The organism is Nannocystis sp. RBIL2, assembly GCF_026626745.1.
GTDB lineage: Bacteria > Myxococcota_A > Polyangia > Nannocystales > Nannocystaceae > Nannocystis.
The window spans coordinates 4338090-4362964 of record NZ_JAPNJW010000001.1 but is presented as its reverse complement, the minus strand read 5'-3'; the positions used below and the strand labels follow the sequence as shown (position 1 = coordinate 4362964).

The following is a 24875-nucleotide window of genomic DNA, read 5'->3' as shown; positions in this document are numbered from 1 at the left end:
CCGCCAGGTGCCACTTCGTCTTCGCGCCCTCGTTCGCTCGTCGCGCGTGACGCATGCGCCACGTCACGCGGTTCGTTCGCGCCCGCTGCGCTGCGACTTGGCGCTCGTCTGCGGTCGGTTTACCCCAGCGCCGATCTCGCCTAGGCTTTGCCTCGCGCATGGACATGCCGACGCCCAGCAAGACCCTCCGCTTCGATCTCCGCGACCTGCCGCGGTTCCCGAGCCTGACCCCGGAGCTGCTGCGGCTGGCCTATCAGGAGATGCTGCTCGCTCGCTGCCACGTCGAGCGGGTGGTCCAGGAGTGCGCCAAGGGCACCATCAAGTTCGCCATCTGGGGCTCGGGCGAGGAGCTTCACGGGGCGGCGGAGGCGCTCGCGTTCGCCGACGTCGTCAACCCGGAGGCGTTCGGCATCTGCGCCCACTACCGCTCGGCTGGCCTTTTGGCCATGTGGTCGCGGCTGCGCGGCTACCCGGACTTCCACCTCGACCACATGCGCCAGCAGCTGTGCAAGTCGACCGACCCGTGGACGGGCGGGCGGCTGATGACGGCGCACTTCAACGACCTGCGCTTCAACACCTTGCCGGTGCAGAGCGCGCTCGGCATGCAGTTCGGCAAGGCCGTCGGCTACGCCCAGGGCCTGCGGCGCAAGGGCCACGACGACGGCCTGGTGGTCGCGGTCGTCGGCGACGGCACCACCGCCGAGAGCGACATGCACGAGGGCATGACGGGCGCCTCGATCTTGCGCTTGCCGGTCCTGCTGACGGTCACCGACAACAACGTCGCCATCAGCGTGCGGCCCGAGGACGGCCGCGGGATCCGCAGCTTCGAGCACTACGCCGCCGCCTTCGGCTTCGCCTACTTCGAGTGCGACGGCAACGACTTCCTCGGCTGCTACGAGACCGCCCGCGCGGCCGCGGAGTACTGCAAGGAGCAGCAGGCGCCGGCGCTGATGTGGGTCAAGAACCTGTCGCGCCTCAACAACCACAGCTCCGCGGCCGACTTCACGTTCGAGTTCGACAGCTACGACCCGCTGATCGACTTCGGCGAGGCGCTGGTGCAGGCGGGCGTGCTGGCGCCGCACGAGGTCCTGCGCCGCAACGCGGTCACCGAGGGCAAGGACTACTTCCGCCGCCACGACTGGGGCACCCTGGCCAAGGCGGCCGACGACTACGTGGTCGAGACGATGGCGATCTGCGCCACCGAGCCGGAGCCGAGCTACGAGTCTGTCCTCACGGACATCCGCGGCCCGTTCCCGGCCGTCGAGGAGGCGCCGCCGGAGAACCGGCCCACCGCGATCTCGATCAACGGCGCGATCCGCTCGGCGCTGCAGGCGATCCTCAAGGCCAACCCGATGTCGTGGGTGTACGGCCAGGACGTCGGCAAGAAGGGCGGCGTGATGGTGGCCACCAAGGGCCTCTACGAGCGCTTCCCCGACCAGATCCGCGACGCGCCGATCAACGAGCCGCTGATCCTCGGCACCGCGTTCGGGTTCGCCCTGCACAAGGGCGCCACCGCGATCCCGGAGATCCAGTTCTCCGACTACTCGCTCAACACGCTGCACTGGCTGGTGCTGCTCGGCAACCAGCGCTGGCAGTCGGCGGGCACGGTCGACGTCAACGTCATCTTGCGCCTGCCGGTCGAGCCGCTGCACGGCGGGTCGGTCTACCACTCGATGTGCATGGAGGGCTTCTACGCCTCGATCCCCGGCATCACGATCGTCGCGCCGACGACCTCGCGGGACATGTACGGCCTGCTGCGCAGCGCGGCCGAGTACCCGGGGCCGGTGCTGGTGTTCGAGTCGAAGGGCCTCTACCGCATGACCCTGGGCGACGCGTTCCCCGGCGAGCCGACCGACCCCAAGGAGATCGCGGCGCTCAAGCGCAGCATCGGCTTCGGCGGCCACATCCCCGACCTGCCCGACGACTTCCGCGTGCCGCTCGGCAAGGCCGCGCTGCGCCGCCCGGGCAAGGACATCACCGTCGTCACCTGGGGCCGCTGCACCCTGTTCTGCAACGAGGCGGTGCAGAAGCTCGCGGCCGAGGGCGTCGACGTCGAGCTCCTCGACCTGCGCACCATCGTGCCGTACGACAGCGAGGCCGTGCTGGCCAGCGTGCGCAAGACCGGCCGCCTGCTGGTCGTCCACGAGGACCGCGTGTTCGCCAGCCTGGGCCGTGAGATCCAGGGCGCGGTGCAGGAGGCGATGGCCGGCGAGAACGTGATCACCCGCGTGCTCGGCCAGGACCCCAGCCCCGGCATCCCGTCGCCGATCGAGATCGAGGAGCAGATCGTGGTCAGCCCCGAGAAGGTCCACGCGGCTGTCCTCGAGGTCATGTCGATCCGCCGGGCCAAGGCGGCCGCCGACACGGCCGCGCCCGCCCGGCCGGCGCGCGGCAGCGCCGACGTGTTCGCGCGCCCGCAGATCTTGTGGACGCCGAGCCGTAACTCGGTCACCTGATGCACGAAGCGGCGGTCCTCGACGAGCTCAAGGTCGGCGGTCTCACCCTGCGCGGGATCACCCGCGGCGGGATCGAGACCTGTCTCATGGTACCTGAACTCGGGGTCATGTTCGACGTCGGCATGTGCCCGCCCGGCGCGCTCAAGTACGACACGATCCTGGTCTCGCACGGGCACGCCGACCACCTCGGCGGCGTCGGCTACCTGGTGTCGCAGCGCCAGCTGATGCGCGCGCCGCCGCCGGCGATCCACGTGCCGCAGGAGGTCCACGCGCCGCTGACGGCGATCCTCCGCGGCTGGGCCGAGATCGAGGGCTTCGACCTGCAGTGGCAGCTGCACGGGCACGCGCCCGGCGACCGCTTCCCGCTCGGGGGCGGGCTGGCCCGCGGGTGCGCGGCGCACTGCCTGCGCACGACCCACCGGGTGCCCTCGCTCGGGTGGATCGTCGAGCGCACCACCAGCCGCCTGAAGCCGGAGTACGTCGGCCTGCCGGGGCCGGAGATCGCGGCGCTGCGGAGGAGCGGCGTCGACGTGCTCGACGCCCACACCGAGCCGCTGATCTGCGTCAGCGGCGACACCCAGATCGAGTTCTTCCAGCAGCACGAGCTGGTGCGCCGCTGCCGGGTGCTGGTCCACGAGGTCACGAGCTGGACCGACGAGCGCGACGTGGAGCAGACGCGCCGGTGGGGCCACACGCACCTCGACGAGCTGGTCGCCGAGTCGGAGCGGTTCACCGGCGAGGCGCTGGTGCTGGTCCACCGCAGCATGCGCCACAGCCGGGCCGAGGCCGAGCGGCTGGCGCGCGAGCGCTTCCCCGCGGGCGTGCGCGACCGCGTGTTCGTGTTCGGCAACTGAATTCAGGGACAGGGAGCAAGGGACATGGCCGAAGGGACACATGATGACGGCGCCGCCGACGTCCTGATCCTCGGGGCCAGCTTCGCGGGCATCGAGCTGGTCCACAAGCTGCGCCGCAGCGCGCGCGGGCGGGGCCTGAAGATCACCGTGGTCGACCGCCAGGCCGAGCACCCGTACATCCCGCTGGTGCAGGAGCGGCTGGTCGGGCGGCTCGACCCGGCGACGTCGGTGCTGCCGACGCGGCGCAGCGTCGAGCAGAAGGCCGCCGCGCGCTACGTGGTCGGCGACGTCGTCGAGCTCGACCCCGACCGCAAGGAGGTCGTGCTGGCCTCGGGCGAGCGGCTGCGCGGGCGCTTCATCGTCGTCGCGCTCGGCTCGGTGCTGGCGCCGCCGGCCGGCATCGAGGGCGCGGAGCGGTTCGTCGACTACAAGTTCGAGGGCGAGTTCGCCAGCGCGGCCGAGCGCCTGGCGGCCCTGCTGGGCCCGGGCGGCGAGTCGACCCGGCGGGTGAGCAGCGGCGACGGCCCTTACCGCGAGGGCGAGGCCAGCGGACCGGCCGGCGAGCGCCCGACGATCGTCGTCGCCGGCGGCGGGATCTCCGGCGTCGAGCTCGCCGGCGACCTCGGCCGCCTCGCGCGCGTCAGGCCGGCCGGCTGGCGCGCGCCGAAGGTCACCCTGATCCACTCGGGCCCGCGCCTGCTGCCGCACCTGTGCGAGCGCGCGGGTCGCAAGGCCGAGCAACACCTGCGGGCCCAGGGCGTCGAGCTGCGGCTGAACACCCGGCTGACGCGTCTGGCCGCCGGGACAGCTGGGGTGCGCCCGGTCGGGCCCGGCGGGGATGCGCTAGATGTCCCTTGCGACATGGCCTTTTGGTCCGGTGGTGTGCGGCCGGCGCCCGTGCTGGCCCGGCTGCCGCTGCCGCGCACCGCTGCCGGCTGGCTGGCGGTGGGGCCGACCCTGCAGTGCTTCGCCACGCCGAAGCCGACCCGGCCGGACATCTTCGCCATCGGCGACGCGGCGCGGGTGCAGAGCGCCGCCGGCGAGTGGCCGACGATGCAGCGGGCGATCGAGTGCCTGTGGCAGGCCTGGCTCACCGCGGACAACCTGACGCGGCTGGCCCGCGAGGCGCCCGAGTACCCGCACGGGGTGCCGCCGCTGCGGCCGCACACGCTGCGCGAGGATTTTCCGCATGGCGTCAGCATCGGCGACAAGTCGCTGGTCGTGTACGGCCGGCTGGTGGTCGACCTCGCGGCGGTGAACATCTGGTTCCGCCGGTTCTTGATGCACCAATACATCCGCCGCTACCGCTGAGGGGGGTAGCGACATGCTCCTCGGGGCATGTCCGAACGACCATATCGTCACGGCGGGAGAGCGCCGCCGATCCGCGTCCGACGCGGAAGGCGAGGTTCGGTGGTACGGTCGCCGGGATGGAGAGAGCGCCCGTGAGCGCGGAGATTCGCGCGGCGGCCGGCTGGCTGAGCCTCGTGCTGGCGTGCGCGCGCGCAGGTGAGCCTGCGCGCACCGAGGCGCCGCCGACCGAGGCGCGGCTGGAGAGGACGACGGAGAGCGTCGAGCCGGTCGGCGTCGACCCGTCGATGCTGGTCAGCGCCGAGCTCGCCCCGGGCGACGCCGAGGCGAAGTGCCACGCGCCGTCCTACCTCGAGCGCTGCCTGCAGGCGCGCGCGCATCCGCAGGTGCGCTTCACCTGGTCCCTCGTGTTCGACGAGTACTGGACGGACGAGCGCGGCGATCAGGTCGCGTACACCGAGGCCGAGAAGCTGGCGCGGCGGCAGCGGGTGATGGACCGCTTGCAGGCCGACGGGGCGCGGGAGATCCACACCTACTCCTGGCTATGGAGCGTGCTGGTGGTGGCGACCCATCCGCAAGTGCGCGGGGCGATGGCGCTGCCGGAGGTCAGCATGGTCGAGGTGAGCTGCGCCGACGACGACCGCGAGTTCTGCGACTGCAGGCGCCTGCGGGTCGAACAGTGCCGGGCGCACGCGTTCTGCGGCGAGATCCATGGGTATCCGAACTGCCGTGAGCCTCTGACCCTCGCGGGCTGCACGCGCGCCGAGCTGTGCACCGACTCGATGAGCCGCGCTCGCGACCCGCGCGGCGTGATGTGGCAGTTCCGCAGCGGCTGCTACCCTGACCAGCCGGGCTGGGAGCCGCTCGGCTCGGCGATCGATAGGGTCACGGGCGAGCCGCGTTGCCCGGGCGGCTGAGCGCGGTGCCGCGTGACATGTCCTTGGGCATCATGAAGGTGCCCATCCACGTGAACAGGCATGTGCGGCCATGTCCTTCGGGTCATGTCACGCCGAACTGCATGTCCTCGGACACGAGGGGGCGATGGAGGCCAGCGCGGACCGGGTGGCCCGCGCACGGCGATTCGCAGGGGAGACCGGCGAATCTACGCAAAACTGCGATCAAGAGGCGTCGAGACCTCGCGCGTGCCGACAATCGCGAAAAGTGGCGGATGGCGCGGCGCGAACGACGAATGCGGTGTCGCCCGGAGGCCGCGGCGCGGCGTCACGAACCGGCGCTCTACCGGGGTTTTACGGCCCTTTCGTGAGCGTTGCACGATTGCTCGCAATCAGCGGCGCCGCTAGACGTGGCCACATGCAGCGGTCTGCCCTCTTTCTCCTTGTCTTCACAATCGCGTGCAACGGCGGCGGGACGTCGTCGGGCACGGACGGCGACACCGGCTCTTCCACCGGAACAGGCACCGGCGCCAGCACCGGCAGCACCACCGGGGACGACCCGACGACGAGCACCTCGACGTCGACGGGGACGAGCAGTGCCTCGACCACGACGAGCGAAGGACCGACCAGCGAGGGCGGGCCGACCTCGACCACGACGAGCACGACCGGCGTCGACACGACCGGCGTCGACACGACCGAGGGCACCACCGACGAGCCGGGCGACGCGATCTACGATCCGGCCGAGGACGGACCGTGGCAGTTCGAGGAGCTCACGGGCGAGATCGACGTCGACGGCGCGGCGATCGGGGTGACCGCTTACTATCCGACCGGTGGGCCCGAGGCCGGCCCCTATCCGGTGGTGACGCTCGCGCACGGCTTCAACCTGCCGCCGACGCAGTACACGAGCTACGCCACCCGCCTCGCCTCGCACGGCTACGTCGTCCTCAACGTCGACCACGCCGGCTACATCTTCGGCACCGTCGACCACGTCGCCAACGCCAAGCAGGTGCTCGCCGCGCTCGACTGGGCGGCAGAGCATCCTGTCCTCGGGGACATCTCCGACGTGAACAACGTCGGCGCCACCGGTCACTCCCTGGGCGGCAAGATCTCCGTGCTCGCCGCCATGTACGACGCCCGCGTCAAGGCCTCCCTCACCCTCGACCCGGTCGACGGCGCCAACATGTGCCCGAACATGCAGGCGTGCCCCGACGCCAGCGCGATGCTGCCGATCGCCATCCCGCTCGGCTTCCTCGGCGAGACCCTCGACACCGCCGGCTTCATGGCCTGCGCGCCGGCGGCCGAGAATTTCACGACGTTCTACGCCGAGGCCAGCGCCCCTGCGCTGCAGGTCACGATCAACGGCGCCAATCACATGAGCTTCCTCGACGACGTGGCGTCGTGCGGGATCACCTGCTCGTTCTGCCAGCAGCCCACGCTCGACAACGCCGTCGTCAACGAGCTCGCGCGCGCCTACGTGGTCGCCTACTACGGGCGATGGCTGCGCGACGAGCCCGGCTACGACACCTATCTGACCGGGGCCGAGGCGCAGCAGCGCTACGTCGACATGGGACTGGTGACGATCGCGGAGAAGTGACCTGCCTGCGAGCCGAGCCGTGCCCCTGCGGGCATGTCCGGGACGATCGCGTCGGGGCGATGGGGAGCGCCGCCGATCCGCGTCCGACGCGGGCCGCGGGGTCCGGTGGTACGGTCGTCGGGATGGGGAGAGCGCTCGTGAGGCCGGAGGTGCGCGCGGCGGTCGGCTGGCTGGGCCTCGCGCTGGCGTGCGCGCGCACGGGCGAGCCCCCGCGCACCGAGGCGCCGCCGACCGGGGCGCCGTCGGAGGGAAAGACGGAGATCGTCGAGCCGGTCGGCGTCGATCCGTCGCTGCTGGTCAGCGCCGAGCTCGCGCCGGGCGACGTCGAGGAGAAGTGCCACGCGCCCCACTACCTCGCGCGTTGCCTGCAGGCGCGCGCGCACCCGCAGGTGCGCTTCGCATGGACCCTCGTGCTCGACGAGTACCGGACGGACGAGCGCGGCGACCAGGTCGAGTACACCGAGGCCGAGAAGCTGGCGCGGCGGGAGCGGGTGATGGTCCGCCTGCGGGCCCACGGGGCGGGGGAGATCTACATCGACTCCTCGCTGTGGAGCGTGCGGGTGGTGGCGACCCATCCGCAGGTGCGCGAGGCGATGGGGCTGCCGCACGTTCGCATGGTCTCGGTGAGCTGCGCCGAGGACGACCGCGAGTTCTGCGACTGCGGGCGCCTGCGGGTCGATCAGTGCCCGGCGCACGCGTTCTGCAGCGACGTGATCGGGCGGCCGAATTGCCACGGGCCCCTGACGCTGGCCGGCTGCACGCGCTTCGAGACGTGCACCGACTCGATGGGCCGAGCCCGCGACCCGCGCGGCGTGCTGTGGCAGTTCCACAGCGGCTGCTACCCCGACCAGCCGGGCTGGAAGCCGTACGGCTCCGCGATCGACATGACCACCGGCGAGCCGCGCTGTCCGGGCGGCTGAGCGCGCGCTGGAATAGATGTCCTCCAGGACATGACGAAAGGGACCTGTCCAGCCGGACAGGCCCCTTCGCACATGCGCTTCGGGTCAGGTCCCGCTGAACTGCACGTCCTCGAACACGAGGGTGGGGGCGCGCAGGCTCGAGTACGGGTAGGGGTCGTCGCCGAGGAGGGCGAGCTTGGCGAACAGGGCGGCGAGGTTGCCGGTGACGTTCATCTCGCCGATCGGGGCGCCGATCTTGCCGCCCTTGATCTGGTGGCCGCGGAGGCCGAGCGAGAAGTCGCCGGTGGTCGCGTCGCTGTTGCCGCCGAGCCAGGAGGTGACGTAGATGCCGTCCTGGACGTCGGCGATGAGGGCCGCCAGCGACTTGTTGCCGAGGGCGAGCACGCGGTTGCTGGCCGAGCCGGTGGTCGGGGCCATGCCGAGCTTTTTGCCGTAATAGGTGTCGACGTAGTAGTTGCGGACCACGCCGGCCTCGATCAGCGGCATGCGCTTGGCCGAGATGCCCTCGCCGTCGAAGTGGCGCGAGCTCAGGCCGCGCGGCACCAGCGGGTCGTCGGTGATCGTCAGCTTGTCGCCGAACACCTTCTGGCCCTGCTTGCCGGCCAGGTAGGAGCGACCCTGCTGGATCGACGCGGCCGACAGCGGCGACAGGGCGCGCGAGATCAGCGACACCGCGGCCTCGGGGTCGACCACCATCGTCGTGCGCACCGTCGGGCCCTTGGTGCTGCCGAGGCGGTCGATGGTCCGCTTCAGCGCCAGCGCGGCCACGGCCGCCGGCTCGGGCAGGCCGGCGAGGAAGCGGCCGACGGCGTGGGCCGAGCCCTCGGGGCGCTTGTCCTCGCCCTCGCGCACCGTCGCGGTGCAGGAGTAGCCGACGTAGCTGCCGTCCCAGGTGCCGTCGAAGCCGTTGCTGCTGGCGGCGGCGCCCTGCGACTCGCCGCTGAACAGGTTGCTCTCGGCCGAGATGACGCGCGAGTCGCTGTGGGCCTTGGCGTCCATCTCGGCGCACCAGGCCTCGCGCTGCTCGCGGGTCAGCTTGGCGACGGACGGGTCGACGCGCTCGAGGTCGGCTGTGGGGCGGCCCTTGAACAGCGCGGGGTCGGGGATCACGCGGAAGGGGTCGGGCTGCAGCACGCGGGTGAGCGCGACCGCCTCCTTGATGAAGCCGGCCAGGCGGTCGGGGCGGAGGTCGGTGGTGCTGTGCGACGAGTAGCGGCCGTCGACGTAGAGGCTGATGCCGAGGCCGCGGGAGGTGCTCTCCTCGACCTTCTCGACCTTGCCGTCGCGGTAGACGAGGGACACCGAGCGGTCGCGCGAGACGGCGGCCCAGGCGTCCTGGGCACCTGCCTTCTTGGCCAGGTCGATGGCGGTGCGGGCGCTTTGGATCAGGTCAGACATTCTCGCCTCCGACGGTCATCTTCGAGACCAGGGTGGTGGGCAGGCCCTGCGACACCGGCACGCTCTGGCCGTCCTTGCCGCAGGTCCAGCCCCCGAAGTCGAGCTTGCAGTCGTTGGCCACCATGGTGACGTTGCGCAGCGCCTCGGGGCCGTTGCCGATGATGTTGATGTCCTTGATCGGGGCGGTGATCTTGCCGTCCTCGATGAGCCAGCCGTTCTTGATGTAGAAGGTGAAGTCGCCGGCGCCGATCTGGACCTGACCGTTGGTGAAGGTCTCGGCGATGATGCCCTTCTTGACCGAGGCGATGATCTCCTCGCGCGTGTGCGGGCCGTTCTCCATGTACGTGCTGCGCATGCGCGGCATCGGCGAGTGGCGGAACGACTCGCGCCGGCCCGAGCCGGTCGCCTTCACCTTGTAGTGCTTGGCGCTGATGCTGTCGTGCAGGTACGACGCCATCACGCCGTGGTCGACGAGGACGGTCTTCTCGACCGGGTTGCCCTCGTCGTCGACGTTGAGCGCGCCGCGCTCGCCCGCCTGGGTCGCGTCGTCGACGATCGTGACGAAGTCCGGCGCGACCTTCTTGCCGATCATGCTGGCGTAGATGCTGGTGTTCTTGCGGTTGAAGTCGGCCTCCATGCCGTGGCCGATGGCCTCGTGCAGGAGGATGCCGCTGGCGCCTGCCGCCAGCACCACCGGCATCTCGCCGGCCGGCGGGCGCTTGGCGTCGAACAGCACCATCGTGCGCGACACGGCCTCCTTGGCCAGGAACTCGAGGCGCTCGTCGGTGTACCAGTCGAAGCCGTGGCGCCCGGCCAGGTTGGCGCTGTTGCTCTGGGTGACGTCGCCCTTCTTGGCGGTCAGCATGCACCACAGGCGCGTCATCGGTCGCACGTCGGTGTGGACGTTGCCGTGCATGTCGGCGATGAGGACCAACTCCTCGCCGTCGGCCCAGCTGACCGTGACCTTGTGGATCGACGGGTCGGCCTTGCGCGCGAGCGCGGCCAGGTGCTCGATGCGCGGCAGCTTCTGCACCGTCTGCACCTCGGCCCACGGCTGGCTCAGCGTGTAGAAGTTGGTCGACCGCGAGCGCTGCTTGAACTCGACCGGAGCGTGCGCCGCGCCGCTGTGGGCGATGCCCGCCGCCGTGCGCGCCGCCGCCAGCATCGCCTCGAGGGACAGGTCCTCGGTGAACGCGTAGCCGGTCTGGTCGCCGACCACCACCCGCAGGCCGACGCCCTGGTCGATCGACGAGCTTGCGCGGCTGATGATGCCGTCCTCCATCGTGATCGAGTTGTCGCGGCTGTACTGGAAGTAGAGGTCGGCAGCGTCGGCGCCGCGCGCGGTCAGTTCGGTCATGACGCGCGCGATCGTGGGCTTGTCGACGGAGAACCACCCGAGGTGGTCGGCGAGGGGGGCTTGTTCACCGGGGATCATGGTGGTGCTCCCGGCCTTTGTGGTCCCTCGGCAGCCGCCGAGCAAGCCCGGGAGCCCGAGGCCGAGGGTAGAGACGGCCGCGAACGAGCGGCGAGATAGGGTCTGAGACATGAAGGGCTCCGCGTGGTGCTGGCGTGCTTGGAAACGAGAAATGGGCGTGAGGTTTCGCCGCGATACAAGGATGTGGCCGGTCGGCAGGAATCACTCGCCCCAGTGCCGCGCGACCCGGCTGTCGACGACGATCGGCACCGAAGTCACGACCTCGGCCATGGCCTCCTGCATGACCCGCTGGACCAGCGCCCGGGCCGCCTCGCCGTGCTCTTCGGGGACCTCGGCCAGGTACTCGTCGTGGACGCAGAGGATCCCCCGGCCGCCGAGCTCGGCGAGCGCCGGATGCAAGGCGACCATGGCCTTCTTGAAGCCCTCGGCGGCGGTGCCCTGCACGGGGATGTTGAGGGCGGCGTTGAAGCTGAACTTGCCGGCGAGGAAGCGCTTGCGCCGGCCGAGCGCGGTGCGGACGGTCAGGTCTTCGCGGGCGCTGCGGGGCTGCAGGGCCGAGACCTTGCGGTGCCAGGCGGCGACGCCGGGGAAGGTGGCGAAGAAGGCCTCGCGGGCGCGCTCGGCGGCGGCGAGGTCGAGGGTGAGGCCGTAGCTGGCCTCGGCGTACTCCTGGAAGCGGCGCGCGCCCATGCCGAACAGGAAGCCGAAGTTGACGGCCTTGGCGAGCTTGCGCTCGTGGGCGGTGACCTCGGCCTCGGGCTTGCGCGCGAGGGTCGCCGCGGTCGCGCGGTGCGGGTCGCGGCCGGCGTGGAACACCTCCCGCATGGCCGCGCACGGCGCCAGGTGGGCCGCCACGCGTAGCTCGATCTGCGCGTAGTCGGCGATCACCAGCACGTTGCCAGGCTCGGCGCGGAAGCACGAGCGCAGGCCCGGGGCGGTGTGCTCCGAGGGCACCTGCTGCAGGTTGGGCTGGCTGCAGGCGAACCGGCCCGAGTCGGTCGCCAGCGGGTGCAGGTGCGGGCGCATGCGGCCGTCGTCGCCGAGGTGCTCGCGCGGCCAGTGGGCGTAGGTCGAGACCAGCTTCTCGAGCTGGGCCTTGCGCTCCGGCGCCTCGGTGACCTGCAGCTCGGCGCGCCAGCCGTCGGCGATGGTGTTCCAGCGCGGGCCGTCGACGCTGACGCCGGCGGCCTCCATGGCGACCACCGCGGGCAGCAGCTTGCACTCGAGCTCGTAGGCCCGCGACATGCCGCGGGCCCGCAGCTCGGGGGTGAGGACGCGCAGCAGCGGGGGCGCGGCGGCGGCGGCGGCGGCGACGACCTCGAGTCGCGACCAGGCCGGAAGGACCTGTCCCGAGAGCCATTCGCCGGGCAGGCCGGCGCCGAGGTGGCGGCGAGCCAGCGCGGCGATCTCGAGCTCGTCGTGACGGGCGACGACGCCCTCGGCCAGCAGGGTGGCCGCGGTGCGCGTGCAGCCGACCCGCGCGACCGGCAGGCCGAGGCCGGCGAGGGCGGTGAGGTGGAAGTGGGCGTCGGGGAAGACGACGTAGGGCGCGTGCGGGCCGGCGAGCACCGGCACGAGCTGCAGCAGGTCGGACGGCGAGAAGCAGTTGCAGTGGACGACGAAGGTGCGGCCCTCGGCCGCGAGGGCGAGCAGGTCGACGCGGACGCGCCGCGGGTCGCTGGCGGACTCGCGCGGCGCGTCGGGGTGCGGCGCGGCGAGGACGACCGCGACGCCGAGCACGGGGCTGCCGGCGAGCGAGTCGACTGCGCGGCGCAGACCCGCGGCGTCGAGCACGTCCTCGCTGGCGTTCGCAGTCACGGCCCGCCAGTGTAGCGCGAGCGCGCCCGCGCTTCGACGGCGGGCCGGTGCGGCAGCGAGGACGAGAGGCTGGGCCGGTCGGCGATCGCGCGACGCGGGCGGCGAGCCCGGTGAGGACGCGAGTTTGGTGGGCGGAGTTCGTGAGGTCGCAGAGGGCCGGACTGCGGACGAAGCGAGGACGCGATCTCGCAGCGCTCGAAGTTCTTGGGCCCGGATGGTTCAGAGATCTCGGAGCGAGAGCGAGGTCGTGTCGGAGCGTGAGGACCGAGCGAGGTCCGCGAGGTCGGAGGGCTTACACAAGTCTCGGCGCGAGAACCTCGAGAGCGCGAGGTCCCGTCGCTAGTTCGGAGGAGCGCGGAGTGACTGCGCCCGCGTCACTCCGCGGCGCGGAGCTCAGGGCATCGGCGGGGGCATCATGCCGCCGCCGCCCATGCCGCCGCCCTGGGTCTGGCACGACTGCTGGTCGAGCGACGCGCGGATGGCGATGACCTTCGACGCCAGCATGGCGCCGTCGGGCATGCGAGCGACGGTGAGGAGGTAGTTGGTCTTGTCGTCCTCGCCGCCGATGATGTTGTCGGTCTCGTTGGTGGTGTCGGGCTGGCCGAACTCGCTGTAATCGGCGTGGCCGGCGAAGATCTCGGCGTTGAGGTCGTCGCCGAAGAACAGCTGCGAGGTCGCGTGCAGCGCGTCGTCGATGTACACGCGGAAGTGGATGTGGACCGCGCGGCCGCCATACCAGCCGGGGAAGCAGGTATCGAAGTCGACGCGGCCGTCGCTGCCGGTCGTCTGCGTGCCGCGGAAGTAGAGGTGGTTCTCCGCTTCGGGGTCGTCGCCGTAGCAGAACGCCCCGCTCGGCGTCACGCCCGAGTACACGCCCGTGCGCTGGGTGTGCCAGATCTCCACCTTCGCGTTCGCCAGCGGCTCGCACGTGTCCGCGGCCACCACGAGCAGCGCGAGGCGGACCGGCAGGCCCGCCCAGCCCTCGCTCACGTCCTGGCGCTCGATCGTGTCGGCGGTGCAGGGGCCCGCGGTGGTCTCGCACATCAGGACGCACTCCGTGACGCCGTCGGCGAACGGGTCGGGGTAGCAGTGCTTCATCGTCATCGCCGCGGTGCCGCCGGTGGCCCACGCGGTCGCGTTGCCGCACGCGGCGCCGGTGGTATCGCCCGTGGTGGCGTCGCCGGTGGTGCTGGCGTCGCCGGTGGTCGGACTCGTCGACGTCGGGCCGGTGGTCGAGTCGGTGCCGCCGGTGGTGCTGCTGGTGTCGCCGTCGGTGGTGCCCGTGGTGGTGCCGGTGGTGGTGTCGGTGTCGCCGCCGTTCGAGTCGCCGCAAGCGACCAGGACCGCCGCTGCGGCGCCGCCGAGGGCGCCGAGCGCGAATTCGCGCCGTGTCGGACGTCGAAGAATGGAATGCGCTGTCATGGTGTTCGCTCCCTCGTCTGGAACCGTAGGCGACGGATCTTAAGCAAATGTTGCAGCTCGTGGGTGAACACCAACTGAAGTCGTGCAGGCGGCTCACGTGGCGCGGCGTTGCGCGGGGCGGGCGGATCGAGAATCACTGAAGGCGTGGCGGAGCGCGTGCTGGTCATCGAGGACGACCGCGAGCTGGGGCGGCAGATCGTGCTGCACCTGCGCCGCGCCGGCTACGAGCCGACGTGGTGGACGGAGGGGCGGGCGATCGCCCCCGAGGACGCGGCCGGGCTGGCGCTGGTGATCCTCGATCTGATGCTGCCCGGCACGCACGGGCTCGACATCCTCCGCGACCTGCGAGCGCGCGCCGACGTGCCGGTGCTGGTGCTGAGCGCCCGCGCCGACACGATGGACAAGGTCGGCGCGCTCAAGCTCGGGGCCGACGACTACATGACCAAGCCGTTCTGGCCGGAGGAGCTGGTCGAGCGGGTGCGGGCGCGGCTGCGCCGGCCGGCGCTGCAGCGCGACGACACGCTGACGGTCGGGGCGCTGACGATCGACCGGGCGCGGCGGGTGGTGCAGGTGCGCGGGCGGGCGGTCGAATTGACGCGGGTGGAATTCGACTTCCTGGCGGCGCTGGCCCGCCGTCCGGGGGCAGCGCTGACCCGCGCGTGGCTGGCCGAGCACGTGCTGGGCCCCGACCGCGAGGGCAGCGAGCGCACGCTCGACGTGCACGCGTCGCGCCTGCGCAAGAAGCTGGCGCCGGAGGAGTGCATCGAGACGGTGTGGGGCATCGGCTATCGCCTGCGCACGGAGCCGGCGCCGTGAACCTGCGGCTGCGCCTGGCGCTGACGACGATCGCGGTGACCATCCCGATGGTCGTCGTGCTGGTGCTGTTCGACGCGGTGGCCCGCCATCGCGCGGCCGAGGAGGCGCTGGTCGGCTACACGCTGACGCGCATGCAGGAGCCCGGCGGACGCGATCGCTGCGAAGCAGATCCCGCGCACTGGGGCGGAGAGCTGCCGCCGGGGCGCGGGCCTCCGCAGCGGGAGGGGCGAGAGCCGGGCGAGGCGAGTGACTTGCGAGAGCGCCAGGGCGAGGGGCGCGAGCGGGGCGAGCCGCGGGGGCGTCCGCCGCCGCTGGACGACGGGCGGCCGCGGGGGCGGCCGGCGGTGCTGTTCGCGTACGACGCGGCGCTGCGGTCGGCCAACCCGGCGGCGCCGGCTCTCGGCGAGCCGCTGGTGGCGGCGATCGCGACTTCGGAGGTTGCGACCTGGCCGCGCTCGTGGGTGCGGTCGTGGGTGAGCGCGGAGGTCGAGGTGCTGGTGCGCATGCCGTGGGACTCGGGGCCGTGCGCGCGGGTGCTGGCGCAGGGCAGCACGGTGCCCGGCTGGCTCGGTGCGGTGCTGCCGCCGACGCGGATCTGGCTGACGCCGCTGGTGGCGCTGTTCGCCGCGGTGCTGCTGGCGATGGGCCCGATCGTCGGACGGATCCGCCGCCTCACCGAGGCTGTGCGGCGCTCGGCGTCGGCCGGCTACGCGAGCGCGGTGCCGATCGACGGCGACGACGAGGTCGGCCAGCTCGCGCGCGCCTTCGAGGCGGCGGGCCGCGAGGTGCGGGCGCAGCTGGCCGCGAAGGACCGCCGCGAGGCGGCGCTGCGCGAGTTCCTGGCCAACACCACGCACGACGTGATGATCCCGCTGACGGTGTTGCAGGGGCACCTGAGCGAGCTGATCGAGGGCGCGAGCGCGGGTGCGGCGGTCGATCGCGGGGCGCTGGTGGCGGCGATGGGGGAGGCGCACTACATCGCCGCGATCGTGCACAACCTGGCGGTCATGGCGAAGATCGACGCCGACGCGCCGCGGCTGCACCGCGAGCCGGTGGCGATGGGCGTGCTGGTGGAACGAGTGCTGGCGCGTCACCGGCCGATCGCGCGGCGGCTGCAGGTCGAGCTCGACGGCGCGGTGCCCGAGTCGCCGCTGCACGTCGACGCCGATGTCACATTGCTCGAGCAGGCGGTCAGCAACGTGGTCTACAACGCGATCCGCCACAACCGCGCGGGCGGGCACGTGGCGGTGCTGCTCGAAGGTATCGCCGGCGACAGGTTCCGTTTGCGGGTGGTCGACGACGGCCCCGGCGTGCCCGCGGACGAGCTGGCGCAGCTCGTCGAACGCGGGTTTCGCAGCGACGCCGCGCGCACGCGGGCGCCCGACGGACAGGGGCTCGGGCTGCACATCGCGGCCCGCGTCGCCGCGCTGCACGGCCTCGAGCTGGTGTTCGACAGTCCGCCGGGCGGCGGGCTGCAGGTCGATTTTATCGGTCCTCGCGTATGCGCAGAGGTTGCTGATTCCACGCAGGAGGCGCACTTGTGAGCTAGATCCCGGCGTGTGCGCCGTTGCGCTTGTGGACAGGTGTGCGGGCCCCTCGCGCGTGGCGAAGCTCGCAGCGAAGGCCGCGAGTTGGGCGCGATTGCGGCGAAGATCCGCGCCTCTGTGCCCCCGAGCAGGGTTTTCGACTACACCTTGACCGCTATGGAGAGCAGCGTGACGAGCCCGATCAAATTGCCCGTGGTGACGACCACGGCGGCCACCGGCGGCGAGCCGGTGCCGGCACTCAAACCGCCGGTGGACCCGGCCACGCTCGTCCACCGGACGCTACTCGGCGGCGATTTTTGGCGCAAGATCCCCGCGTATCGCGACATCGACGAGGCCACTTTCCTCGACCACAAGTGGCAGGCCAAGCACACCATCACGCGGCCCGACAAGCTGCTCGAGGCGGTGCAGGAGCTGGCCTCGCCGGAGTTCATCGCCGACGTGCGCGACGGGTTCCACCGCTCGCCGATGAGCCTGCGGGTGTCGCCGTATCTGCTGAGCCTCGTCGACTGGTCGAATCCGGTGGCTGACCCGCTGCGGCGGCAGTTCATTCCGATGGGCTCGCGCCTCCTGCCCGACCACCCCAAGCTCGACCTCGACTCGCTGCACGAGCAGGCCGACGCGCCGGTGGCGGGGCTGACCCACCGCTACCCCGACAAGGCGCTGTTCCTGGCGCTCGACACCTGCCCGGTGTACTGCCGGTTCTGTACGCGCAGCTACGCGGTCGGCATCGACACCGACCAGGTCGAGAAGGTGCACCTGCGGCCGACGCAGGACCGCTGGGAGCGGGCCTTCGCGTACGTGGCGTCGCGGCCGGAGCTCGAGGACATCGTCATCAGCGGCGGCGACGCGTACAACCTGCGGGCCGAGCACATCGAGGCGATCGGCAACCGCTTGCTGGACATGCCCAACATCCGGCGCATGCGCTTCGCCACCAAGGGTCCGGCTGTGATGCCGCAGAAGATCCTCACCGACGACGCGTGGTTCTCGGCGCTGGTCGGCGTGGTCGAGCGCGGGCGCAAGCTGCACAAAGAGGTGGTGCTGCACACGCACTTCAACCACCCGTCCGAGCTGACCGAGATCACCCAGCGGGCGATGAACCGGCTGTTCGCGGCCGGCGTGTTCGTGCGCAACCAGTCGGTGCTGCAGCGCGGCGTCAACGACACGCCCGAGGCGATGCGCCTGCTCATCAAGCGCATGAGCTACCTGAACGTCCACGCGTACTACGTGTACGTGCACGATCTGGTGAAGGGCGTCGAGGACCTGCGCACCACCGTCGACACCGCGATCGAGCTCGAGAAGCAGGTCCGCGGCCTGACGGCCGGCTTCAACACGCCGACCTTCGTGGTCGACGCGCCCGGCGGCGGCGGCAAGCGCGACTGCCACTCGTTCGAGCACTACAACCGCGAGACGGGCATCAGCGTGTACCGCAGCCCCAACGTCAACGCGGAGGCGCACTACCTGTACTTCGACCCGATCCACCTGTTGCCCGAGGCCGGTCAGAAGCGCTGGGCCGACCCCGCCGAGCACGACGTGATGGTGCGCGACGCGATCGCGGCGGCGCGTGACCGCCGGCGCTGAGCCGGCGCCGTGAGGCATGCCGCGGGTACGTACGCGGCCTGCCGGCGAGCGAGGTCGGCGAGGACGCGCCGTGTCGAGGAAGCGCGGCGGCGCGGCCTCGACGCGGGCGGTGCGTGCGTCGGGGAAGCGCGAAGGCGCGGCGTAGAGGAAGCGCGGCGCGGCCTCGACGAGGAGGCCGTACGTGCGTCGGGGGAACGCGAAAGGGCGGAGCCGACGGGGACGTGATGCGTGCGTCGGGGAAGCGCGACAGCGCGGAAGCCACGCGAGCTGGGCGTCAGTGATGCGCGGCGGCGTGGCCGCGACGAGGACGCGTCGGTGATGCGCAGCGGCGCGGCCGCGACGAGGACGCGGTGCGTGCGTCAGGGAAGCGCGTCGCGGCCTGGCCGACGCGACGTCCTGCGAGCTGTGCGTCGGTGATGCGCAGGGGCGTGGGACGCTGCGAGCGCTGTGCGGCGGGGATGGGCAGCGCCAGGCGCCTCGCGCTGCGCGATGGCGCGGGACGGGTCGCGGCGCGCGAGGCGAGCGCGGCGCGCTGCGACAGGACGTCGCACGTCGCGAACGCGGTCCTCTGCAGGCGCGCGGGGCGGTGGGGGATTTTCGCAGACGCGGCCGACGGGCGTCGCTCAGGTCGTCTCGGGATCGCCCGGAACTTCGCGGAAGAGGCGGTCACGCAGGCGGTGCTGGATCTGGCGGGCGCGTACGCCAGAAAAGTGATTCGCGTGACGACGGAAGAGCTGGCGCATCGGGTCGACCTCGGAGGGGGGGGAGGTCCGTGACGACAGCTCCGGTGCAGACACCTCGCGCGGAGGTGTGGCGTCTGCAAGGGTGCGCGTGGGCTTGGTCGGGGACATGGGGGGCCGTCCAGTCGTTGCCTTAGTAGTGATGGCCAGACCCTGATTGATCTGTCTTTCTGAAAATAATCGCGTTCACGCGCTGTAACGGCGCGGACATCTGCAGTCCAGCGAGCTCTAGCGGGGTTCCCGCGTGACCGTTCTGCCATGGCCTTACGGCCATGTCGATGGTTTGCACAGGGGGCTTTTGCGGGCCTGCGCCTGCAGGTTCCTCGGATGTGGCACGCGGGTCGACGACGCGGCTACGATGCGTGCAGTGGACGACGAACGCGAGCTGCTGCGGCGGTGGCGAGAAGGGGACCTCGCGGCCGGCAACGCGTTGTTCGAGCACCACTTCGACGGCCTGTACCGCTTCTTCGCCGGCAAGGTGTCGCGCGACGTCGAAGACCTGATCCAGCAGACGATGCTCGCCTGCGTCGAGGGGCGCGACCGGATCGCCGGCGAGTCGACGACCAGCGTTCGCGCGTACCTCTTCGGCACCGCGCGCAACGTGCTGTACGCGCACTACCGCAAGCACCTGCACGAGCGCTTCGACGCGGTCCACACCTCGCTCGAGGACCTCGGACCGAGCCCGAGCCGGCTGGTCGACGAGGCGGTGGCGGCCCGGCTCCTGGCCGCGGCGCTGCGCCGTCTGCCCCTCGACCTGCAGATCTTGCTCGAGCTCCACTACTGGGAGCACATGAGCCACAGCGAGCTGTCGGCGGCGCTCGGGGTGACGCTGGGCTCGGTCAAGGGCAAGCTCCAGGGCGCCAAGGCGCAGCTGCGCCGGCACATGGCCGACCTCGCGGCCGGCGACGCGCTCGCCGAGCTGCCGGCGGTCGATCTCGACCTCGACCGGTGGGTCGCCGCGCTGCCGAGCTCGGCGTGGGAAGTGCAAGAGGACAGGTCGTAAAGGACAGGTGCTCGCGAGCATGTCCATGTAGACATGTTCACTGGGACAGGACGTAGAGGGCAGGGGCGACGGTCGCGGCCCAGCGGCTCGGGTCGCGCACGCCGCAGCGGACGAGGGCCAACTCGGCGGCCGCGGGGGCGCGGCCGAGCTGGCGGTCGTGGCCGTGGCGGACGGCGGCGGCGAGAGCCGGCATGTTGCCGCCGGTGAAGCGGTCGGCGGCGCGCTGCAGCAGGTCGGCGGCGGGCCGGCGGCGGAGCGCGGCGATCTGGGCGCGGATGAGGTCCTCGGCGGCGTGGGCCAGCTCGATGCGCTCGCTGGCCAGGGCGGCGGCGTCGGCGGCAGCGGCCTGGATCAGGCCGCGCTGACCGGCGCTGGCGGCGGCCAGGGCCGCGCTGGCGCGCAGGCGGTGGGCGTCGATCCGGGGGATCTGCATGCGCATCAGCTGCGAGCGGACGAGGGCGGGCCAGGCCCGCTCGACCCGCGCCCAGGCCTCGCGGCCGCGGCCGTCGTAGAGATCGCAGTCGACCTCGACCCCGAGGGCGAGCCAGTGCTGGAACGAGAAGCCCTCGTATGGCCACAAGGACAGGGCCTTGCGGACAGCCGCGCGGGCGCGGGCGGGCTCGCCGGCGGCCACTGCGGCGTGGGCGGTGTAGAGGATCGCGACCACGAGGGCGAAGCGGTCGCCGATGTCCTCGGCCTCGTGCTGCCACGACTCGGCGCGGGCGCGCAGGCGGGCGAAGTCGCCGAGCATGAGGTGGGCGTGCATCGCCATGGCGTGGGCGATCGCCCGCTCCCAGTGGACGTCGACGCAGCGGGCGCGCAGGAGGTCGGCGCCGGACTCGACGCCGGTGAGGGCGCGGCGCCACTGGCCGTTGTTGAGGGCGGCGACGCCGGTGAGGATCGTGGTGAGGCCGGTGAGGTGAGGGTCGGACAGGCGCGTGGCGAGGCCGCGGGCGAGGGCCAGCTCGCGGGCGGCGGCGCTGGCCCGGCGCGGGTCGGGGGCGTTGATGTCGACGATGGTGAGGTAGGCGGCGGCGCGGGCGATCCGTCGCGGCTCGCCGCTGGCGAGGGCGAGGCGCAGGCCCTGGGCCGAGATCGCGGCGGCGCGGATCGGGTCGATGAAGCCGAGGCCCTTGCCGGCCGACCAGCACAAATCGATGCGCAGCCGCAGCTCGGCGGCGACGTCCTCGGCGGCCACCGGCTCGCGCGGGGCCCGGCGGCGGGCGATCGCCAGGCGGGCGAGCTCGCCGACCAGGCGCAGCGCGGTGCCGGCCGAGGTGGCCGGGAACGGCAGGCCGAGCTCGTGCGCCAGCGGGCCGAGCACGTGCAGGCCGGCGTCGACGCGGCCGGACACGAGGTAGTGCTCGACGGCGCGGCCGCGCAGCTCGAGCTCCTGCAGGCGATCGGGGGCCAGCGCGGCGGCGGTGAGGTAGACGGGGGCCGCCTCGGCGCAGCGGCCGGCGTACATCAGCGCGTCGGCGCGGGCGATGGTGTACTTCAGGACATGTTCTGGAGGATATGTCCCCCAGGACATGGCCCTCTCGTACAGGCTGGCGGCCCGGGCGAACGCGAGGGCGGCGGCGGCCCGCTCCGCGGCGCGCAGGGCCCAGCGGCTGGCCTGCGGCAGGTCGTCGGCGCCGTGGCAGTGCAGCACCAGCTCGTCGGGGTCGGGGTCGGGCGCGGCCGCGAGGGCGAGGGCGAGGGCGCGGTGATGGTCGCGGCGGCCGGCGGCGCCGAGGCGGTGCAGCACGACCTCGCGGACGCGGTCGTGGTAGGTCTCGACGCTGTCGCCCTCGCCGCACGGGCGGACCAGCCGGCGCGCGCCGAGGACCGCCAGGGCGGCGCCGTCGAGCACCCGCGCGGCCGCGGCCCCGAGCTCGCGGGGCAGGGCGAGGTCGCGGCGCAGGGGCCGGCCGGCGACTGCCAGGCGCTCGAGCGCGAGCCGCTCGCCGGGCTCGAGCGCGGCGACCTCGGCCTGCAGCGCGCCGTCGAGCGAGGTAGCGACCCCCTCGGCGCCGTCGCCCAGGCGCTGCGCCATGGCCTCGATGAACAGCGGGCTGCCCTGCGACTCGCGGGCGATCGCGGCGGCCAGGCGCTGGCGCAGGCCCGGGTCGTCGCCGCGACCTGGCCCTTCGGCCAGGATGGTGGCGGCCATGCGCTCGGCCTCGACAGGCCCGAGCGGGGCGAGCTCGACCTCGTGGATCGGGCAGGCCAGCGGGGCGGCGTCGAGCTCGGCGAAGAACGGCGAGCCGGGCCGGGCGTCGCTGCGCACGCTGGCGGCGACGACGATCGGCGGCGGATCGGGCGGGGCCAGCAGCTCGCCGAGCAAGCGCGCGGAGTCGGCGTCGCCCCACTGCAGGTCGTCGATCGCCAGCACGATCGGCCGCGCGCCGGCCAGCTCGGCGAGCAACCGCCGCAGCGCCGCGACCGCCCGCCGCCGGGTCTCGCGCGGGGCGGCGTCGGCCGGCTCGCCGAGGCCGACAGCGCCGACGGCCCGGTGCAGCGCCGGGAACACGCGCCGCAGATCGGCTGCCTCTTCGGGCATGGCCGTGAAGACATGTCTCGGAGAACATGTCTCGAGGTGCTGGGCGAGCGCCTCGACCACCCCGTCGAGCGCCTTGTAGGGGACCGACTCGCCGGCGTAGCAGCGGCCGTGGAGGACCAGGGCGCCGCGGTGGTCGCGGAGGTCGGCGACGAGGCGGGCGAGCAGCGCCGACTTGCCGGCGCCCGAGGGGCCGACGAGCAGCAGCAGCGCCGGCGCGTCCGCGAGGGCATGGGCGCAGGCGGCCAGCTCGTCGGCGCGGCCGACGAACACCGGCGAGGGCGCGGGCGGGGCGTCGAGGCCGAGGCGCAGCAGGAGGTCGCGGCCGCTGGGGCGCGAGCTCGGGTTCTCGGCCAGAAGATCGCGGCAGAGCGCCTGCAGGTCGGCCGCGACGCCGTCGATCGGGGTCGGCCCGGGCGGGACCCGCGGGCGCCGGCCGGCGAGCGCCTCGTAGAGCATCACACCGACGGCGAACCAGTCGCTGGCGGGCGACGGCGGGGCGCCGGCCAGCAGCTCGGGGGCGAGGTAGCCGGCGGTCCCGGCCAGGCCCTCGTGGCCGCCGTCGGCCAGCCGCGCGAGGCCGAAGTCGACGATCTTGAGCCGACCCTCGCCGGTGACGAGCACGTTCGACGGCTTGAGGTCGCGGTGCAGCAGGCCGGCGCGGTGCAGGGCGTAGACGCCGGAGGCGAGCTGGCCGAGCGCGGCGCGCAGGACGGCCTCGGGGGCGCGCTCGCCGGCCGGCCGCAGGTGCGCGAGCCAGCTGTCCCCGGGGACATATTCCATGGCGATGTACCACTCGCCGCGCGCCTGATCGAGGGCGAGCTCGTAGACCGCGACGAGGTTGGCGTGGCCGACGTCGACGACGTTGCGGAACTCTTTCTTGAGCCGGGCGATCGCCGCGGGGTCGGGCCGGCGCAGCGTCTTGAGCGCGACCTGCTGCCCGCCGGGGCCGCGGCCCTCGTGGACCACGCCCATCGCGCCGTGCCCGATCTCTCGGAGCACGGTGTAGGGCCCGAGCGGTGGGACCTGCAGCGCGGCGCCGAAGAGCTGGGCCGCCAGGCGGGCGCGCGTGTGCTCGGCGGGCGCCTCGCGCGGCCGCGGAGGCTCGGCCGCGGCGAACTGCGCGGCGAAAGAGTCGCCGTCGGGGGCGTCCGCCGGAGCGTCCTTGTGCACGGGGCCCCTCGAAGATGCCAAAGCCGAGCGGACGCGACAATGGCCTCGGCCCCCTGGTCGGGGTTCCCGGGCTATGTCACCATCGCCCCCGCCATGGCGATCAGCAACATGATGCGCGGTGAAGACGAGGGCGGCTACGAGACCGAAGGCGACCCCAACAGCGAGGCCTACTGGACCGAGCGCGGGATGAAGCGCCCCCAGGTGGTGTGGGAGCGCCTCACCGCGAGCAACAACATCGAGACGTATCGAACCCGCGTGCCCGGCGGGTGGCTGGTGCTGATCTGCCAGGAGTACCGCGACACCGGCGGCGCGCTGTTCTACCCCGACCCGGCGCACCGCTGGGACGGCACCGGCTTCCACGGCTGAGCGCAGCGCTGCGGTGGAATCACCGCACGCGGTGGGGCGTAGAGCCGGGGTGCGCCGCCTCCTCCCGGCCGTGTTCGCCCTCGCGCTGCTGCCCGCGGCGGCGCGCGCCGACATCGACGAATTCACCGCGGCAGCCCGCAGCCTCGCCGTCGACGCCGACACCGGGCCGTTGACGAACGGGCTGCACTACTTCGCCTCGAACGAGCGCGACCTCGACCTCGTCGCCGACGCAGTGCAGGACACAGGCGAGGTCGTCGTGGCAGTCGCCGCCGACCCCGGCTACATCCTCGCGGCGTGGGCCGACGCGCGCGCGCTGGTGCTGATCGACCTCGACCCGGCGATCGTGGCGCTGCACCGCATCTACGCCGCCTTCTTCGCCGCGGCGCCGGGCCCGGCCGAGTTCTCGCGGCTGTGGACCCCGGCCGGCGAGGCCGAGGCGCTGGCCCTGGTGGAGGCCGCCGGCGGCGAGGCGCTGGTCGAGACGTTCGTGGCCGCGCGCCCGGCGGTGGCCCGCCGCTTCGCCGAGCTCGAGCGTCACATGGCGAGCAAGGGCCGCGCGTGGCTGCTGTCGGACCCGAGGCTGTACGCCCGCGTGGCCGGGCTGGTGCGCGCGAACCGGGTGATCGCGCTGCGCGGCGACTTCACCCGCGCGGGCACGGTCCGCGCGATCGGGGAGGCGCTGCGGGCCGCGGGCCTGCGCGTGGGGCTGCTGTACCTGTCGAACATCGAGCAGTACTTCTTGTACACGCCGGAGTTCCGTCAAAACGTGCAGGGGCTGCCGCTCGCAGGCGGGCAGGTGCTGCGCACGCTGCCGGGCCGCCCTGCCGGCTTCGAGTACATCCTGCAGCAGGGCGCCGACTTTCAGGCGTGGGCGCAGAACCCGAAGGTCCGCTCGGTCTACCGGATCCGCGGATTCAAAAAGGGGGAACACCTGGTCAGCCGGCGCGTCCACGTGGTCGACCCGGCGCGGCCGCGACCTTGAATCCGACATGTCCTCGGGGACATGTGGAAT

Annotated in this window: 18 protein-coding genes; 13 read left to right on the top strand and 5 right to left on the bottom strand. The window is 72.6% G+C overall.

Annotation, left to right across the window (positions count from 1 at the left end):
• The first annotated feature begins 158 nt into the window (after positions 1-158).
• From OV090_RS17090 to OV090_RS17065, 6 genes are all read left to right on the top strand, one after another.
• A complete protein-coding gene (locus tag OV090_RS17090) occupies positions 159-2456 on the top strand; it encodes a transketolase C-terminal domain-containing protein (protein ID WP_267704759.1) in 2298 nt (765 codons plus the stop codon).
• Positions 2456-3310 carry an MBL fold metallo-hydrolase gene (locus tag OV090_RS17085; protein WP_267704758.1) on the top strand — a complete coding sequence of 285 codons (855 nt, stop codon included), beginning with the start codon at positions 2456-2458 and terminating at the stop codon, positions 3308-3310. Before OV090_RS17090 ends, OV090_RS17085 begins: the two co-directional genes overlap by 1 nt.
• 24 nt (positions 3311-3334) lie before the next feature.
• Complete coding sequence (locus OV090_RS17080; RefSeq protein ID WP_267704757.1) at positions 3335-4621, top strand: FAD-dependent oxidoreductase; 1287 nt, start codon at positions 3335-3337, stop codon at positions 4619-4621.
• A gap of 131 nt (positions 4622-4752) precedes the next feature.
• Positions 4753-5535, top strand: coding sequence for a hypothetical protein (locus OV090_RS17075; RefSeq protein WP_267704756.1), 783 nt, complete (start codon positions 4753-4755; stop codon positions 5533-5535).
• A gap of 394 nt (positions 5536-5929) precedes the next feature.
• Positions 5930-7105 (top strand): alpha/beta fold hydrolase, encoded by a 1176-nt coding sequence (locus OV090_RS17070; RefSeq protein ID WP_267704755.1) that lies wholly within the window; start codon positions 5930-5932, stop codon positions 7103-7105.
• 122 nt (positions 7106-7227) lie between these two features.
• The gene (locus tag OV090_RS17065; RefSeq protein ID WP_267704754.1) at positions 7228-8025 is read left to right on the top strand and encodes a hypothetical protein; all 798 of its coding nucleotides are present in this window, start codon (positions 7228-7230) and stop codon (positions 8023-8025) included.
• Between the two features lie 84 nt (positions 8026-8109).
• On the opposite strand, the gene OV090_RS17060 is transcribed toward OV090_RS17065, so the two are convergent.
• The 4 genes from OV090_RS17060 to OV090_RS17045 form a co-directional block, all read right to left on the bottom strand.
• A complete protein-coding gene (locus OV090_RS17060) occupies positions 8110-9423 on the bottom strand; it encodes a TldD/PmbA family protein (protein WP_267704753.1) in 1314 nt (437 codons plus the stop codon).
• On the bottom strand, positions 9416-10969 hold the full coding sequence (locus tag OV090_RS17055; RefSeq protein ID WP_267704752.1) for a metallopeptidase TldD-related protein: 1554 nt from the start codon (positions 10967-10969) through the stop codon (positions 9416-9418). The genes OV090_RS17060 and OV090_RS17055 overlap by 8 nt, the downstream gene beginning before the upstream one ends.
• A 90-nt stretch (positions 10970-11059) precedes the next feature.
• Complete coding sequence (locus tag OV090_RS50705; RefSeq protein ID WP_267704751.1) at positions 11060-12676, bottom strand: DNA polymerase; 1617 nt, start codon at positions 12674-12676, stop codon at positions 11060-11062.
• A 393-nt stretch (positions 12677-13069) separates the two neighbouring features.
• Positions 13070-14098, bottom strand: a complete 1029-nt coding sequence (locus tag OV090_RS17045; protein ID WP_267704750.1) for a protocatechuate 3,4-dioxygenase — start codon at positions 14096-14098, stop codon at positions 13070-13072.
• Between the two features lie 144 nt (positions 14099-14242).
• Here OV090_RS17045 and OV090_RS17040 point away from each other — a divergent pair, with 144 nt between their 5' ends.
• The 5 genes from OV090_RS17040 (at position 14243) to OV090_RS17020 (ending at position 19782) form a co-directional block, all read left to right on the top strand.
• Entirely contained in the window at positions 14243-14914 is a 672-nt protein-coding gene (locus OV090_RS17040; RefSeq protein WP_267704749.1) for a response regulator transcription factor, read from the top strand.
• A complete protein-coding gene (locus tag OV090_RS17035; RefSeq protein WP_267704748.1) occupies positions 14911-16458 on the top strand; it encodes a HAMP domain-containing sensor histidine kinase in 1548 nt (515 codons plus the stop codon). Before OV090_RS17040 ends, OV090_RS17035 begins: the two co-directional genes overlap by 4 nt.
• 171 nt (positions 16459-16629) lie before the next feature.
• Complete coding sequence (locus OV090_RS17030) at positions 16630-18039, top strand: KamA family radical SAM protein (protein WP_267704747.1); 1410 nt, start codon at positions 16630-16632, stop codon at positions 18037-18039.
• Positions 18040-18497: 458 nt separating this feature from the next.
• Complete coding sequence (locus tag OV090_RS17025; protein ID WP_267704746.1) at positions 18498-18815, top strand: hypothetical protein; 318 nt, start codon at positions 18498-18500, stop codon at positions 18813-18815.
• Between the two features lie 331 nt (positions 18816-19146).
• Entirely contained in the window at positions 19147-19782 is a 636-nt protein-coding gene (locus OV090_RS17020; RefSeq protein WP_267704745.1) for an RNA polymerase sigma factor, read from the top strand.
• Between the two features lie 37 nt (positions 19783-19819).
• Here the strand turns inward: OV090_RS17020 and OV090_RS17015 are convergent, their stop codons facing one another.
• Positions 19820-23497: a serine/threonine-protein kinase gene (locus tag OV090_RS17015; protein WP_267704744.1), complete on the bottom strand. Its 3678-nt coding sequence runs from the start codon at positions 23495-23497 to the stop codon at positions 19820-19822.
• 93 nt (positions 23498-23590) lie between these two features.
• On the opposite strand from OV090_RS17015, the gene OV090_RS17010 reads away from it, so the two are divergent.
• Complete coding sequence (locus OV090_RS17010; RefSeq protein ID WP_267704743.1) at positions 23591-23863, top strand: hypothetical protein; 273 nt, start codon at positions 23591-23593, stop codon at positions 23861-23863.
• Positions 23864-23912: 49 nt separating this feature from the next.
• A complete protein-coding gene (locus OV090_RS17005; RefSeq protein ID WP_267704742.1) occupies positions 23913-24845 on the top strand; it encodes a hypothetical protein in 933 nt (310 codons plus the stop codon).
• Positions 24846-24875: the final 30 nt, after the last annotated feature.